The 15,597-nt window shown below is 64.4% G+C and carries 15 protein-coding genes and 1 pseudogene; 3 read left to right on the forward strand and 13 right to left on the reverse strand.

Annotated features, from left to right (window positions below):
- Positions 1-25 precede the first annotated feature (25 nt).
- Positions 26-820 carry an adenosylmethionine decarboxylase gene (gene speD, locus J7367_RS09755; protein ID WP_007967854.1) on the reverse strand — a complete coding sequence of 265 codons (795 nt, stop codon included), beginning with the start codon at positions 818-820 and terminating at the stop codon, positions 26-28.
- A gap of 137 nt (positions 821-957) precedes the next feature.
- On the opposite strand from speD, the gene crp reads away from it, so the two are divergent.
- Positions 958-1,650 carry a cAMP-activated global transcriptional regulator CRP gene (crp, locus tag J7367_RS09760; RefSeq protein WP_005914205.1) on the forward strand — a complete coding sequence of 231 codons (693 nt, stop codon included), beginning with the start codon at positions 958-960 and terminating at the stop codon, positions 1,648-1,650.
- A gap of 321 nt (positions 1,651-1,971) precedes the next feature.
- Here crp and J7367_RS09765 read toward each other — a convergent pair whose 3' ends face one another.
- From J7367_RS09765 to rpe, 11 genes and pseudogenes are all read right to left on the reverse strand, one after another.
- On the reverse strand, positions 1,972-2,688 hold the full coding sequence (locus J7367_RS09765; protein WP_003483057.1) for a haloacid dehalogenase-like hydrolase: 717 nt from the start codon (positions 2,686-2,688) through the stop codon (positions 1,972-1,974).
- Entirely contained in the window at positions 2,681-3,478 is a 798-nt protein-coding gene (gene trpC / locus J7367_RS09770; RefSeq protein WP_057658899.1) for an indole-3-glycerol phosphate synthase TrpC, read from the reverse strand. Before trpC ends, J7367_RS09765 begins: the two co-directional genes overlap by 8 nt.
- 140 nt (positions 3,479-3,618) lie before the next feature.
- Positions 3,619-4,656, reverse strand: a complete 1,038-nt coding sequence (gene trpD / locus J7367_RS09775) for an anthranilate phosphoribosyltransferase (protein ID WP_057658730.1) — start codon at positions 4,654-4,656, stop codon at positions 3,619-3,621.
- A gap of 115 nt (positions 4,657-4,771) precedes the next feature.
- Positions 4,772-5,404: a flavin reductase family protein gene (locus J7367_RS09780; protein ID WP_057658901.1), complete on the reverse strand. Its 633-nt coding sequence runs from the start codon at positions 5,402-5,404 to the stop codon at positions 4,772-4,774.
- Between the two features lie 141 nt (positions 5,405-5,545).
- The gene (locus J7367_RS09785; protein WP_057658733.1) at positions 5,546-6,124 is read right to left on the reverse strand and encodes an aminodeoxychorismate/anthranilate synthase component II; all 579 of its coding nucleotides are present in this window, start codon (positions 6,122-6,124) and stop codon (positions 5,546-5,548) included.
- Positions 6,125-6,134: 10 nt separating this feature from the next.
- Positions 6,135-6,889 (reverse strand): annotated as a pseudogene (locus tag J7367_RS09790) (SIMPL domain-containing protein).
- Between the two features lie 32 nt (positions 6,890-6,921).
- The gene (locus J7367_RS09795) at positions 6,922-7,983 is read right to left on the reverse strand and encodes a beta-eliminating lyase-related protein (protein WP_057658736.1); all 1,062 of its coding nucleotides are present in this window, start codon (positions 7,981-7,983) and stop codon (positions 6,922-6,924) included.
- Positions 7,983-9,458 (reverse strand): anthranilate synthase component I, encoded by a 1,476-nt coding sequence (trpE, locus tag J7367_RS09800; RefSeq protein WP_057658738.1) that lies wholly within the window; start codon positions 9,456-9,458, stop codon positions 7,983-7,985. The genes J7367_RS09795 and trpE overlap by 1 nt, the downstream gene beginning before the upstream one ends.
- Before the next feature lie 721 nt (positions 9,459-10,179).
- Complete coding sequence (yegS, locus tag J7367_RS09805) at positions 10,180-11,109, reverse strand: lipid kinase YegS (RefSeq protein WP_017157934.1); 930 nt, start codon at positions 11,107-11,109, stop codon at positions 10,180-10,182.
- Positions 11,110-11,343: 234 nt separating this feature from the next.
- Positions 11,344-11,835, reverse strand: coding sequence for a GNAT family N-acetyltransferase (locus J7367_RS09810; RefSeq protein WP_057658741.1), 492 nt, complete (start codon positions 11,833-11,835; stop codon positions 11,344-11,346).
- The gene (gene rpe / locus J7367_RS09815; protein ID WP_011346163.1) at positions 11,832-12,503 is read right to left on the reverse strand and encodes a ribulose-phosphate 3-epimerase; all 672 of its coding nucleotides are present in this window, start codon (positions 12,501-12,503) and stop codon (positions 11,832-11,834) included. Before rpe ends, J7367_RS09810 begins: the two co-directional genes overlap by 4 nt.
- 285 nt (positions 12,504-12,788) lie before the next feature.
- Here rpe and J7367_RS09820 point away from each other — a divergent pair, with 285 nt between their 5' ends.
- Positions 12,789-13,628: an outer membrane beta-barrel protein gene (locus tag J7367_RS09820; RefSeq protein ID WP_057658745.1), complete on the forward strand. Its 840-nt coding sequence runs from the start codon at positions 12,789-12,791 to the stop codon at positions 13,626-13,628.
- 151 nt (positions 13,629-13,779) lie between these two features.
- Here the strand turns inward: J7367_RS09820 and J7367_RS09825 are convergent, their stop codons facing one another.
- Positions 13,780-14,109 carry a DnaJ domain-containing protein gene (locus tag J7367_RS09825; RefSeq protein ID WP_057658746.1) on the reverse strand — a complete coding sequence of 110 codons (330 nt, stop codon included), beginning with the start codon at positions 14,107-14,109 and terminating at the stop codon, positions 13,780-13,782.
- Between the two features lie 208 nt (positions 14,110-14,317).
- Between J7367_RS09825 and J7367_RS09830 the strand changes: the two genes are divergently transcribed.
- Positions 14,318-15,244 carry a phosphoribosylaminoimidazolesuccinocarboxamide synthase gene (locus J7367_RS09830; protein ID WP_057658749.1) on the forward strand — a complete coding sequence of 309 codons (927 nt, stop codon included), beginning with the start codon at positions 14,318-14,320 and terminating at the stop codon, positions 15,242-15,244.
- Positions 15,245-15,597: the final 353 nt, after the last annotated feature.

Consider the following 15,597-nt stretch of genomic DNA (forward strand, 5'->3'; position numbering starts at 1 on the left):
AGCACGCAACAGGAGGCTCCTGCGCTTATTCGCTCAGGTTGCGTCCGTGAAACAGTTCTTCGATTTCGCGCTTGAGCAGGGTTTCGATCTTCATGCGCTCCTTGAACGAGAGGTTCTTGGCGCGCTCTTCGAACAGGTACTGATCCAGGTCGAAGTCCTTCAGGTGCATCTTCGTGTGGAAGATATTTTCCTGGTAGACGTTGACGTCGAACATCTCGTAGCGCGACTTCACGTTCTTGGCGAGAAATTGCTGGATCGAGTTGATCTTGTGATCGATGTAATGCTTCTTGCCCTTCACATCGCGCGTGAAGCCGCGCACGCGGTAATCCATGATCACGATGTCTGATTCCAGACTCTCGATCAGGTAGTTGAGCGCCTTCAACGGCGAAATCACGCCGCAGGTCGCGACGTCGATGTCGGCGCGGAACGTGGCGATGCCTTCCTGCGGATGCGTTTCCGGATATGTATGGACAGTGATATGACTCTTATCCATATGAGCAACCACGGCATCGGAAATCAACTCCTTGCCGGCCTGCTTCTTGTCGATCACCGGCTCTTCGGAGATCAGGATCGTCACCGATGCCCCCTGCGGATCGTAGTCCTGACGTGCTATATTGAGGATGTTGGCGCCAATGATCTCGGCCACATCGGTCAGGATCTGCGTCAGACGATCGGCGTCGTATTGCTCATCGATATACTCGATGTAGCGCTGACGCTCCTCTTCGGTACGCGCATAACAGACGTCGTAGATGTTGAAGCTCAACGCCTTGGTGAGGTTGTTGAACCCCTGTAGCCTCAGACGAGGCAACGGCTTGACCACGTCGGTCTGTCCTTATGGAAAGCGGGAAAGGAGTCAATTATGAGCCAAAGATCCCAGCAACGAAATGCCGATGTTAAGAGTGGTTTACCTTGCATGACTCATGCCGTTAAGCTTCAGGAATCACACGCGGAACTACCATGAGCCCAGGAAATACGACGGTTGTCACTACGACGGTACGTAACGCTACCCCTTCCCTGGCGCTGGACGCGGGCACCATCGAGCGTTTCCTGGCGCACAGCCACCGACGGCGCTATCCAACCCGGACCGATGTGTTCCGGCCAGGAGACCCGGCCGGCACCCTCTACTACGTGATCAGCGGCTCGGTCAGCATCATCGCCGAGGAAGATGACGACCGTGAGTTGGTGCTGGGCTACTTCGGTAGCGGGGAATTCGTCGGTGAAATGGGGCTATTCATCGAATCCGACACCCGCGAGGTGATCCTGCGTACCCGCACCCAGTGCGAGTTGGCCGAGATCAGCTACGAGCGGCTGCAGCAGCTGTTCCAGACCAGCCTGTCGCCTGATGCGCCGAAGATTCTGTATGCGATCGGTGTTCAGCTTTCAAAACGGCTGCTCGATACCACAAGGAAAGCCAGCCGCCTGGCCTTCCTCGACGTGACCGACCGCATCGTGCGCACGCTGCACGACCTGGCCAAAGAGCCCGAAGCGATGAGCCATCCGCAGGGCACCCAGCTGCGTGTTTCGCGCCAGGAGCTGGCACGCCTGGTCGGGTGCTCACGCGAAATGGCTGGCCGCGTGCTCAAGAAGTTGCAGGCCGACGGCCTGCTGCACGCACGCGGCAAGACCGTCGTGCTGTACGGCACCCGCTGACGGCGCTGTGCAGCCAGTGCCTTGTGCACTGGCTGCATGCCGGGTTGGGCACCGATTGATTCGATTGCGACGGTGCCGACATCGTCACTTTCATGACCCCTGCAGCGGCACTTTTGCGCGATACCTCTTATAAGAGCGTCTTCGAGCCGTCGAACCGCACGATCTGCATCGCGACTGCGTCACGATCCTGAAAATTGGTTGCGCTACAGGTCGCATCGGTTTGCCTGCGCACATCGACGCCCAGATTCGAAATCGCAAGCTGGACTGCGCACTGGTTTCGCTCCGCGCGAAACGACCTGTCTGCCCGGATGGTGCGCTCGCCTACAGCGCCTTGCCGCCGCGGTCGCGGCAACCCCAGTTGAGGATGGGCGTGCCTGTCGGCAGTACCTGGCGGAACAGCGCTTCGCGATTGGCCTTGGGATTGACCACCACCGGTGCGCGCGCGGCCTTCAAAAGCGGCAGATCTGCGGTGCTGTCCGAGTAGGCGATGGCGATATCGGCGTAGCCGCGCTCGCGCAGCATGCGCATCTTTTCTTCGTTATGGCAGTGACGTCGCGCGGTGACGGCGCCCAGGCGCGGGCCGACCAGGCTGCCGATCACCGGCACGTCCTGATGGGCCACGAAACCCAGAATGGCGCGCGCCAACTCCGGCGGTGCGCCGGTGGCGACCACCACACGGTCGCCGGCAGCGCGGTGCTGGGTGAAGACCTGCAAGGCATGCGGGAGCAGGCGCTGGCGGATCTGCGCTTCATGCTTGAGCACGTATGCGTCGATGAAACGGTTGAACTCGCGTGCGCGGTGCAGGCCGAACGTGGCGATCCACACATAGCCGGATACGCCGCGCCGCCGGGTTGGCAGCATCGCCACCATTGGGCCGAGAATAGGCGAGGCCAACAGCGCAACCAGCAAGCGCAACGGGTTGCGCTTGATCAGCCAGGCAAACAGATGACTGCCGGAATCGCCGTCGTACAAGGTGTGGTCGAAGTCGAACACCACCAGCGGTGCGTCTTCGCGCGGTACGGGATACGACTCAGTCATGCGCGAAGAATAGCTGACGCAGCGACTCGCCGGGTTCGGCCGCGCGCATGAAGGTCTCGCCGACCAGAAACGCGTTCACATCGTGACTGCGCATCAGGTGCACATCGGCCTGGGTGACGATGCCACTCTCGGTGACCAGCACGCGATCGCGCGGCACCGCGGCACGCATGTCCAACGTGGTCTGCAGCGTCACTTCGAAGGTACGCAGGTTGCGGTTGTTGATGCCGATCAATGGCACCGGCACCTGCACCGCACGCTCGAGCTCGTCGATATCGTGCACTTCCACCAGCACGTCCAGGCCCAGCTGCATGGCCAGGCCCGATAGATCGGCCAGTTGGGCGTCTTCCAGCGCGGAGACGATCAGCAGGATGCAGTCGGCGCCGAGCACGCGGGCTTCGTAGACCTGATACGGGTCGACGGTGAAATCCTTGCGCAGCACCGGCAGCGTGCAGGCATCGCGCGCCTGGCGCAGATAGGCATCCGATCCCTGGAAAAAATCCACATCGGTGAGCACCGACAGGCAGGTGGCGCCACCGAATTCGTAGCTGACCGCGATATCGGCCGGCTGGAAATCCGGCCGGATGACACCCTTGGACGGGCTGGCCTTCTTCACTTCGGCAATGACGGCCGGGTCGCCGGCGGCGATGCTGGCCTGCATGGCAGCTGCAAATCCGCGCGTGAGCGGCAGGTCGGCGCTGCGCGCGATCAGCTCGGCCAGCGGCACGCGCGCACTGCGCTCGGCGACTTCGTCGGCCTTGCGGGCAAGAATGGTGTTGAGGATGTCGCTCATCGTATCGGGTCCTGGCGGGCGGGCATTATCGGTCAAGACGGCCGCACCGGCGTGCGGCTGCGCGCCAGCACGCAGCATGCCAGCGCGACTGTGAGGATGCTGGCGGGTGATGGCCGTTGCGTGGCGGTTGCCGGCATGGCTCAGGATTGCACGGCGAGCTGGCGGGTGTAGGCGACATAGGCGTCCACCCGCGCGCGCGCGGAGCCGTCGGCGATGACCGCGCGTGCGCGCAGCACGCCGTCGGCAATACTGTGGGCAACGCCGGCCACGTACAACGCAGCACCGGCGTTGAGCGCCACGATATCCAGCGCGGGGCCGGGCACGTTGTCCAAGACCTGCAGCAGCATCGCGCGCGATTGCGCAGCGTCGGCCACCTTGAGGTTACGGCTGGCCGACATGGCAATGCCGAAATCTTCCGGGTGCACTTCGTATTCGCGCACCTGGCCATCGCGTAATTCGCCAACCAGCGTGCCGGCGCCCAGCGAGAGCTCGTCCATGCCGTCACGCCCCCACACCACCAATGCGCGTTCGGCGCCGAGCTCGTGCAAGACGCGCGCCTGGATACCGACAAGGTCGGGGTGGAACACGCCCATCAGGATGTTCGGCGAGCCGGCCGGATTGGTCAGCGGCCCGAGGATGTTGAAGATAGTGCGCACGCCCATTTCGCGCCGCACCGGCGCCACCACCTTCATGGCCGGGTGATGCACTGGCGCATACATGAAGCCGATGCCGGTATGCGCCAATGCGCTGGCAACCTGCTCGGGCTGCAGCTCGATCACCGCACCCAATGCTTCCAGTGCGTCGGCACTGCCGGATTTGGACGAGACGCTGCGATTGCCATGCTTGGCGACCTTGGCACCGCCGGCAGCGGCGACGAACATGGCGCAGGTGGAGATGTTGAAGGTATGCGAACCGTCGCCGCCGGTACCGACAATGTCGACCATGTGCCTGCGATCACTCACCTCCACGCGGCGCGAGAACTCGCGCATCACCGTGGCCGCACCGGCGATTTCGCCGATGGTCTCCTTCTTGACCCGCAACCCGGTGAGGATGGCCGCGACCATCATGTCGGAGACCTCGCCGCGCATGATCTGCCGCATCAACTCGACCATTTCGTCGTGGAAGATTTCGCGGTGTTCGATGGTGCGTTGCAGGGCTTCTTGCGGCGTGATGGGCATGGAAACAACCGTGGCAGAACGTGATGGATGGAGACGCAGGCGGCTTGCGACGCGCGCGATCAGTGCAGGAAAGCGCAAGCGCCAGGCGACGCGCCTGCCGTTGCAGCGGCGACGATCATTGGCCTGGACGTGTCATGCGAAAACGCGCCTGCGGCTGCACTTCGTAGTAATCGGCCGGCCCGCCTGCGCGCAGAATCGTCTGCACTGCACCCGGGTCATATATGCCCTCGTGCAGCGCCGACCTGGCCAGGTGCACGCCGACCACTTCGCCCAGCACCAACCAGGTCTGGATGGCGTGACCGGCAGCGGTTTGCAGCGGCAGCAGCTGGCTGAGCCGGCATTCGAAACTGACTGGACTGGCAGCGACCCGTGGTGCAGCGATCAGGCGCGATGGCGCCACCTGCAGGCCTGCCAGATCGAATTCATCGACCTCCGCAGGCACCATCGCCGCGCTGGCGTTCATTGCTTCTGCCAACGGCCGGGTAGCCAGATTCCAGGTGAATTCGCCGGTGGCTTCGATATTACGCAGGCTGTCCTTGCGACCGATGCTGGCAAAGCCGACGATCGGCGGAACGTAGTTGAACGCATTGAAAAAGCTGTACGGCGCCAGATTGGCAATGCCCTCGGCGCTGCGCGAGCCGATCCAGCCGATGGGACGCGGGCCGACAATGGCGTTGAACGGATCGTGCGGCAGCCCGTGACCCTGCGTCGGCTCGTAGAAATGGATGCTGTCGTCGGGTGTGCTCATCGTGATCCGGATGCTGTGGAAGGTGGCGCGGTGTTCAAACACGGTGCGCGGCACGGCGCGCGTCGGGCGACATTGCGATTTCGCATGTCGTTGCACCGATGCCGCAGTGCGCTACGTCACGGTGGCAAAGACGCATCGCAATCAACGCTGCAAAAAGTTTTTCAGCAAGGCATGTCCGTGCTGGGTCAGGATCGATTCGGGATGGAACTGCACGCCTTCGACCGGAAACTGGCGATGGCGCAGGCCCATGATCTCTTCCATCGAACCATCCGGATTTTCGGTCCAGGCGGTGACTTCCAGTGCGTCCGGCAAGGTGGTCTTGTCCACAACAAGCGAGTGATAGCGCGTGGCCTCGTAGCTGTCCGGCAGTCCGGCAAACACGCCCTTGCCTTCATGGCGAATCGGCGAAGTCTTGCCGTGCATGATGTTGCCGGCACGGATCACATCGCCACCGTAGACCTGGCCGATGCTTTGATGGCCCAGGCACACGCCCAGGATTGGTGTGGTCTGACCCAGCTGCTCGATCAATTGCAGCGAAATCCCGGCCTCGTTGGGCGTGCAGGGACCGGGCGAGATGACGATGCGCTCGGGCTTGAGCGCGGCGACCTGGTCGACGCTCATGGCGTCGTTGCGCACCACCGTGACCTCGGCGCCCAGCGCCTGCAGGTACTGCACGAGGTTGTAGGTAAAGCTGTCGTAGTTGTCGAGCATCAGCAGCATGGCAAAGGACTCATTGCGCGATCAGGAAGACCGCATAGATGTTTTCGGTAAGGGTGATGCTGCTGGCTTCGAGTGACTCGACCACTGCACTTCGATCAGCAACAGGCGCTGGCGGCGCCGGCGATCCGGAGACATTGACGACCTGCATCGGCCAACTGCCTGCCTGAATGCCGTAGGCGAAGTTCGGAGCGACCTCGGAAATCGTGTAAAGCCCCTGAATCCTGACGTCATACGCCTTGGCAAGTTCGGCGGCCGATTTGCGCGATTGGTCAGCGGCGTCGCGCTTGAGTTGCGCACGTATCTCGGCCTCCTTGCTGTAGGACGTCTTGATACCCGATAGCTGAATCTCGCTGCTCGTTTTCATTTCACCGAGAAACTGCCGTGCATCTTCCAGCGACTGGAATGCCGCACCGATTCCACGCTTGACTTCAGTGCCTTCAAACTTTTGCCTGCCATCCGGCACATAGGAATAGAACGGTTGTATCTGCAGCGACGAAGCTTCGATACTGTCCTTGAGGGCATGATGCGTCTTCAAGGCGGCGAGGATCTGTTCGGCAGCCGTCTGGATGCGCTGCGTGCAAGTTCTGGCTGCATGTCCACTGCGCGAAAGTTGATCGTTACGAAAAAGCGGTCGGGCATGACCGTTCTTTCCGCCTGCCCCTTCACCAGCAAATGCGGCTGCGATGGCAGGCTGTTGACCTGCGCCACAGCAAGCAGCGGCAATGCGCATAACGCCACCAGCATCCAACGCGTCAGTTGCTTCATGTGTCCTCTCCTTGGGTGAATGGCGTGCATGCTCAGTACACGCTGCGATGCAGTGTTGCGAAATCCGCACACAGGCGATCCACCGCCTCGGGCGTGGTCGCCCACGAGGTCACGAAGCGGATCACCTGACTGCCATCGGTGCGCACTTCCCAGCGCTCGAAGTCGTAGCGTTGTGCCAGCTGCGTAGCGTGTTGCGCGCTGACGGCGATGAACTGTTGATTGGTCGGCGAATCGCTGGTGAACTGCGCGCCAGCGGCCAGCAGTCCCGCGCGCAGGTGTTGCGCCATGGCGTTGGCGTGCGCGGCCAGTTCGAAGAACAGGCCGTCTTCGAATAACGCTGCGAATTGCGAACCGAGCACCATACCCTTGGCCAGCAATGCGCCACGCTGTTTGATCAGGTAACGCAGATCGGCCTGCAATGCGGGATTGACGATGATCAGCGCTTCGCCGAGCAGCGCGCCGTTCTTGGTGCCACCGATGTAGAACGCATCGGCGAGCGCGGCAATGGTGGGCAGATCCAGATCGTTGCCATCGGCGGTCAGCGCCGCCCCCAGGCGCGCGCCATCCAGGTACAGCAGCAGATCGTTTGCGCGGCAGAAGCCAGACAATTCTTCGAGTTCGGCGCGAGTATAGATCGTGCCGCTTTCGGTGCTGTTGGAAATGTAGACCAGGTGCGGCTGCACCATGTGTTCGTTGCTGTGCACCGCAAGCACCGGCGCGATCAATGCAGGCGTCAGCTTGTCGTGCAGCGCCGGCACGGTGAGCACCTTGTGCCCGGTCGCTTCGATGGCGCCGGTTTCGTGCGTGGCGATATGCGCCGCGTCCACGGCGATGACTGCCTGATGCGGGCGCAGGAACGCGCTGATCGCAATCAGATTGGTCTGCGTGCCGCCGACCAGCAGATGCACGTCGGCCTGCGGCTGCGCGACTGCATTGCGGATCAACGCAACCGCACGCGCGGTGTGCCGATCGGTGCCGTAGCCGGCGTGCTGCTCGGCGCTGGCCTGCGCCAAGGCCTGCAGCAGACGCGGATGCGCGCCTTCGCTGTAGTCGTTGCGAAAGCTGATGCGGGTCGCGCTACCCTGCCCGTCCATCACAGGCCCTTGGCCGCCTGGGCCACCGCGCGAAACAGCGCGCGCCCCTTGTTCATGGTTTCCTGCCATTCCAGGTCGGGATCGGAGTCGTAGACCACGCCGCCGCCGGCCTGCACATACAGATGACCGTCCTGGATGACGGCCGTGCGGATGGCGATGGCGGTATCCGCATCGCCATGCCAGCCGATGTAGCCGACCGCACCGGAATACACATTGCGTTTGACCGGCTCCAGTTCGCGGATGATTTCCAGCGCGCGGATCTTCGGCGCGCCGCTGACGGTGCCGGCCGGGAAGGTGGCGCGCAGCACGTCGCTGTAATTCAGGCCGGCCTTCAAGGTGCCGGTCACTTCGCTGACGATGTGCATGACATGGCTATAGCGTTCGATCACGAACTGCTCGCCCACCTTGACCGTGCCCGGTTCGGCCACGCGCCCGACATCGTTGCGGCCCAGATCGATCAGCATCACGTGCTCGGCGCGCTCCTTCGGATCGGCCAGCAATTCTTCTTCCAGCGCCTTGTCCAGTTCGGGCGTTGCGCCGCGTGGGCGGGTGCCGGCGATCGGGCGCACAGTGACCACGCCATCGCGCAGGCGCGCCAGAATTTCCGGCGACGAACCCACCACCTGGGTACCGCCGACATCGAGAAAATACATGTACGGCGACGGGTTCAACGCACGCAGCGCGCGATACACATCCACCGGGCGCGCGCGGAACGGCACGCGCAGGCGCTGCGACGGCACCACCTGGAAGATATCGCCGGCGCGCACGTATTCCTGCGCCTTGCGCACCACGGCGTGGTACTGCTCGCGGGTGAACGAGGAATGGAAGTCCGCTTCGTCGATGGCGTCGGAAATCTGCGCCTGCGGATACCCGGCGCCGCCCTGGCGCAGGCGATGCGCCAGCTCGTCCAGGCGCCGGTTGGCGCGCACATAGGCCTGCGGCTGGCGCGGGTCGGCATGCACGATCAGGTACAGACGGCCCTTGAGATTGTCGAACACCGCCAGCTCTTCGGAGAGCATCAGCAGGATGTCGGGCGTGCCGAGTTCGTCGGGCTTGTCGCCGCTGCCCAGGCGCGGCTCGATGTACTGGATGCATTCGAAACCGAACCAGCCGACCAGCCCGCCGGTGAAACCGGGCAGCCCATCCAGCTGTGGCACCGAATGTTCGGCGCGCAGCGCATCGACTTCGGCCAGCGGATCGGCGACCTGCCGGGTGTCGACGACTTCACCGTGTTCGCTGACCTCCAGCGTGTGGCCCCGAAAGCTGTACACGCGCCGCGCCGGCAGGCCGATGATGGAGTAGCGCCCGAAGCGCTCCCCGCCTTCGACCGATTCGAACAGATAGGTGTAGGCGCCGTCGGCGAGCTTCAGATAGACCGACAGCGGCGTGTCCAGGTCGGACAGCACTTCGCGGACAACGGGGATACGGGTGTGACCTTCAGCGGCCTGGCGCTGGAACTGCTCTGCAGTGATCAAGACGACTTTCCTTCCGGGACTCTGTGGCGGGGCGGACGACGGCAACGGGCCACCATCGCCACCAGCGGCGAGCGGAAGAGAAGGAGCGTGGAGTCGTCAGGCGGGACACGCGAGTACTGTAGCGCAAGTGTCGGCCGAGGGCAGCAGGCCGCGGCCAACGCGCTTCGGAATGCGAAGCACGGAAGGGGGTTGGCGGACGTAGCCTTGCGCACCGGCTGATATCTGGCACGAATAACCTGCGGTTGGCGACAGGCGTCGGGTGTTGCGCGCTGCACGGGTTGATTTCCCGTGCGGCCTGGGTCGTGGCAGCGGCACCAGTGTCGGCGCAGGGACCCTCACCCCAACCCCTCTCCCGGCGGGAGAGGGGCTTAGGGCCGCGTGCTTGTCATTGCTCCGTTTCTGCCGCCCTACTTCGTCTGAGCTGCAGCCAACCCGTTGCGCCAATCGTCGCTCCGTTTCAGCCGCAGCGCTGCTCCGCTTTAGCCGGAGCGTTGCGCCGATCGTTGCTCCGCTGAGCCGCAGCGCCCCCTTTAGCCGTCGTTGAGCCGGCGCCGCTTGGGTTGGCATGCGATTGTCCGGGGCTACCGGACTCGTTCATGGTGGAGGCATGGCACTGCATGGGCTCGCGCGCATGCATCAACCGGACGACCGCACATCAGCGCGGGCCGATCACGCTCTTCCGATTCCCGATTCCCGATTCCCGATTCCCGATTCCCCGCACTCACCCACCGACCAACGGACAGTCGGCAGGCAAATGCATCCGCAGCCGCGCCGGGACGCATTCGATGCGGAAGTGCCGCGAGGTTTCCGGTTCGCCGTCCAGGTTCAAGGTCAGCGGTTGCTGGGACACGATTTCCAGCCACGGCACGCGGGCGCGCACGGCCACGCGTTCGAGCGCGGCCTGTTTGCCGCCGGTGACCAGGGTGCCCAGGGTGGCAGCCACCTCGCCGTCGAGGTCCGGGACGATGGTGACATCGAGCAGGCCGTCGTCGATCAGGGCCTCCGGGCACAGCGCCTGGCCGCCACCGGCCTGGCGCCCGTTCCCCAGCCCGAGTGCGATGAATTCGCCTTCCCAGCTGAACTCCGGGCCGCTGAAACGGGCGCTGATCGGGTCGATGCGGCCCAGCCGCGACATGCCGGTGATGAGATAGGCCAGACCACCGAGCATTTTCTTCAGGCCTTCGTCGGTTTCCACCGTGACCTGGGTACCGAAGCCGCCGCTGGCCACATTGGCGCACCAGTGCGGGCCATGGTCGGCGTCGATCCGCAGCAGGTCGACCGGCTGCGCGACGCGCTCGGCGATCAGGTTCAACGCTTCCAGCGGGACGATCGGGACGTTGGCGGCGGTGGCAAAATCGTTGGCAGTGCCCAGCGGCACCAAGCCCAGCGACGGCAGCGTGGCCGCATCGCCTTCGTGGTGCGCCAGCGCGGCGGCCACTTCGCTCAGGGTGCCGTCGCCACCAGCGGCCACCACCGTGTGCACGCCATCGGCCACCGCCTCGCCCACGTAGCGCTCGGCATCGCCGTCTTCCCAGGTGACCCGCACATCGAGCTGGATGCCGCGCTCGCGCAGCGTTCCCACTGCCTCACGCAGGTCCAGATTATCGGTGGACTTGCCGTTGAGGATCAGACGCCAGTGGGACGGGGCCATGCGCGCTGCCGATGCCGTGAGGGGAATGTCCGCAGGCTAGCAGCGGGCCAATGGGCAGATCGTGAATGGGCGCCGCCGGCACACTGTCATTGCGGTGTCATCGATAACCAGGAGAGTAGAAGGCCATAGCAGGGACGACGGGCGGAGGCAGGATCAGCCTCCAGTTTTCTTGAAGGCCGCTTCCTCGGGAGCGGCCTTCCTTTTACGGGATGCTGACCTCCCGACGCAGCCGGCTCAGCCGCCCGCCGCAAACGCGGCCAGCCGCTCGCCGTCGAGCCGGTACACGGTCCAGCCCTCCATCGGGTGCGCACCGACTGCCTTGTAGAAGTCGATGGCCGGCTGGTTCCAGTCCAGCACCGACCATTCGAACCGCCCGCAACCACGCTGCACGGCCAGCTGCGCCAAGTGCCGCAACAGCGCAAGGCCCGCGCCGTTGCCGCGCGCTTCCGGCCGCACGAACAGGTCTTCCAGATACAAGCCGTTACGGCCCAGCCAAGTGGAGTAGTTGAAGAAATACACCGCAAATCCAAGCGCTTGGCCGTCGCGCTCGCAGATCAACGCATGCGCGGTGGCCCCTTCGCCGAACAGACTGGCGCGCAACTCCTCCTGGCTGGCCTTGACCGCATCCGGCTCGCGCTCGTACACCGCCAGCGCGGTGATGAGTTCATGCAGCAGCGGCACATCCGCAGGCGTGGCGCTGCGGATCTGCGGCGCAGGCCGGCTCATCGCACGGCATCCACCGCCGCGCGCATCTGCGCAATCACCTGCGCATAGTCGGGCGCATTGAAAATGGCCGAGCCGGCGACGAAGGTGTCGGCGCCGGCGGCGGCAATCGCACCGATGTTGTCGGCCTTGACCCCGCCATCGATCTCCAGCCGGATCGGCTTGCCCGTCGCGTCGATCTTGCGGCGGATCGCGCGCAGCTTGTCCAGCGCAGACGGGATGAAGGCCTGCCCGCCGAAGCCCGGGTTGACCGACATCACCAAGACCAAGTCCAGCTCCGGCAGCACCCAATCCAGGATGTCCACCGGCGTGGCCGGGTTGAGCACCAGCCCGGCCTGGCAGCCATGCGACTTGATCAGCTGGATCGTGCGGTGCACGTGGCGGCTGGCTTCGGGGTGGAAGCTGATGGTGGTGGCACCGGCGTCGGCGAAATCCGGCACGATACGGTCCACCGGCTCGACCATCAGATGCACGTCGATCGGCGCGGTGATGCCGTGCTTGCGCAGCGCCTGGCACACCATCGGGCCGATGGTGAGGTTGGGCACATAGTGGTTGTCCATCACGTCGAAGTGCACCCAATCGGCACCAGCCTTGAGCACGTTATTCACTTCCTCGCCCAGACGGGCGAAATCGGCGGACAGGATGGACGGGGCGATCGCCGTCGGTTGCATGGGCAGCTCGGAAAAAAATGCAGGAGCGCCATTGTCGCAACCGTGGCCCGGCGAGGAAAGCCGAACGCCGCTGGGCGCTTGGGGCGCACGCCGCGGGCAGGCCGCCGCTACCACCGCAGGCTAGGGCCGGCAGCTCGCAGTCATTGCGCGATCGCGCACCTGCCGCGGCGCCGGCGGCTCTACCGCTGTGCAATGCCGCCCCCAACGTCAGCCCACGTGCATCCGGAGCGAACGCGAGCGCGTACGTACCTGACCGGCGCGCCGCGCCAGATGCAAGGAGATCGCATGAAACCCACCCCGCTCGCTTCCGCCACTCTGGCCCTTCTCGTCCTGGCGCCCTCGGCCTGGGCGCAATCCGGCCCCGCTGACTGGTCCGGTTTTTCCATCGGTGCCAACGTCGGTGGTGCCGATCCGGCCGGCGTCTCCGGTGGCCGCTTCGGCTTCGATACCAATCTGGATGGCCGCGACGGCGACCAGGTCAGCACCGCGACCGGTGCCGATGCGTTTTCGCCCGGTTTCTGCGGTGGCGCAGCGGCGGGGCGCACCCCGGCCAGCGGCTGCAGCAAGGACAAGGGCGGTGCCGAATACGGCGCACGGCTGGGCTACGACTGGCAGGCCGGCAACTGGGTCTATGGCGTGCTCGCCGAATACACCCGCAACGATGTCCGCGACAGCGTCAGCGCCTTCAGCACGACGCCCGCGTTTTACACCTTCACCCGCCAGCTCAACCGCACCGCGGCGTTGCGCGGCCGCATCGGCTACGCCTTCGGCACCCAGGGCGATTACCTGGCCTACATCACCGCCGGTCTGGCGCGTGGCGAATTCGACCACCGCTTTGCCAGCAGCAATACCGCCAACAGCTTCACCGGCAGTGGCGGCGACAGTGCCGATGGCTACCAGGCCGGCATCGGCCTGCAGCGGCGCTTGAGCGACAAGGTCTCGGTCGGCGTGGAATACCTGTTCACCCGCCTGCAGGACGACGACACCCGCGTGCGCGTCGGGCCCGGCTCCGCACCACCCACCAACCCCTTCCTGCGCGTCAATCCGGCCGGTACCGATCTGCGCCGTACCGATACCGATCTTTCGACCAATGCGCTACGCCTGACCGTGACCTACAGGTTCTGAGAGCCGGATATCTGCGTCAGCACAGCGCCTGATCGTCATGATCAGGCGTTTTTTTGTGGGCCGATGCCAGTTCCGATTGAGGAGCAGCATGCGGCGCGTGCCCTCGGCAATTCTCTGCGCAGCGGCTTTGGGTTCCGCACGCAGCCTTCGCTCAGCGCTTGCGCAGCCGTTGAATCCGGTCGTAGGCGGCGTTGATCTGGCTGGCCTTCTTTTCGGCCTGGCGGCGAGCTTCCGGGTCGGCGTTGGCGACCTTGTCCGGGTGGTAGCGCGACATCAGCCGGCGATAGGCCAGGTCGATCTCGGCGGCGGTGGCGTCCGGCTCCAGGCCCAGCGCTTCGTACGGATTTTCCGCGCGCCGTCTGAACCAGCCGGCGTCGACCGCGTGGCCGATCGCCAGCCCGATCATCAGCCCCACCACCGGCGCCCCGCGAAACAGCAAGGCGCCGGCCAATGCGCCGAGCAGTTTTCCGTACCAGGACATGGGGGCGATCGGGGGCGGGAGGCGGGCTGGCGATCTTACCCGAACGCCCGCCCGGCCTGGCTGACGTCTCCTGCACAGGCCCTACCGCGCGGGCTCCAATAAATTCTGCGGGAGGCGGCGAAGCGCCGTACACTACGCGGCCCGCTGCCTACCCGCGGGCCCGCCGGGTCCCGGGGACAGCGTCATAGCGACGTCCTTAGGAGTGCCTGTGTCGACCACGCTGTTGCAATCCGATCTGCCCGGCCTGCCGTTGCGTCACCGTGGCAAGGTCCGCGATGTCTTCGATATTCCCCGCGACCGCCTGCCCGCCGATGCGCCCCCGGGCGATTATCTGTTGATGGTGGCCACCGACCGCCTGTCCGCGTTCGACGTGGTGCTGCCCGACCCGATTCCTGGCAAGGGCGAGATGCTGTGCCAGGTGTCCAACTTCTGGTTCCACAAGACCGAACACCTGATGCCCAACCACCTGGTGGACATCCGCGTGGAGCAGGTGTTGCCCGAGGGCGTAGATCCGGCCTTGTACGCCAAGCGCGCCGTGGTCACGCGCAAGCTCAAGCCGGTGCCGGTGGAAGCCATCGCACGCGGCTATGTGATCGGCAGCGGCTGGAAGGATTATCAGCGCACCGGCAAGATCAGCGGGATCGAATTGCCCGACGGCCTGCGTCAGGCCGAGAAACTGCCCGAGCCGATATTCACTCCTTCGACCAAGGCAGCGGTTGGCGACCACGACGAAAACATCGACTTCGATGCAATGGTCAAGACGGTCGGCGCCGAGCTGGCCGAACGCGTGCGCGATGCCACCTTGCGCATCTATCGTTTCGCAGCCGATTTTGCTGCCGAACGCGGCATTTTGCTGGCCGATACCAAGTTCGAATTCGGCACCGATGCCGATGGCCGCCTGTACATCATGGACGAGATGCTGACCCCGGATTCTTCGCGTTATTGGCCGGCCGACCAATACGAACCGGGCAACAGCCCGCCGAGCTACGACAAACAGTTCGTGCGCGATTATCTGGAAACCCTGGACTGGGGCAAGACCGCGCCCGGCCCGCGCCTGCCGGCCGAAGTCATCGATCGCACGCGTGCGAAATATGCCGAAGCGCTGCAGCGGCTGGCGGATATTTCGGTGGATTGACTGCGCGCCCGGTTGAAAGGGGCGAGGCGGCGCAGTACGCAGACGCCGCTATGACTCGAAGCGCCGACATTCTCGGCGCGTGGATTTCTCGACTACCAACTGAAGGCCAGGTTGGTGATCAAGCGTGAAGCTTCATGACGGCTATCGCACACACTCGGCCGCAAGTATCCCACCGCGCTCATTGCGACGGTGTGTTCTCTTGCCCAGTCAGGTCTTAATGACCCGGTTGAGCCACTTGTCTCGCGTGCTGCCTGCCTTGCGCAGCGCAATCATTCCCGGTCTAGCGCTCGCAATGAGCGCCTGCACTGCCGGCGAATCTGCACCCCACGCCGTTCCCTCATCAGCACCGGTAG

The sequence above is a fragment of the Xanthomonas sp. D-36-1 genome, assembly GCF_017746155.1.
Classification (GTDB): domain Bacteria; phylum Pseudomonadota; class Gammaproteobacteria; order Xanthomonadales; family Xanthomonadaceae; genus Xanthomonas; species Xanthomonas cissicola.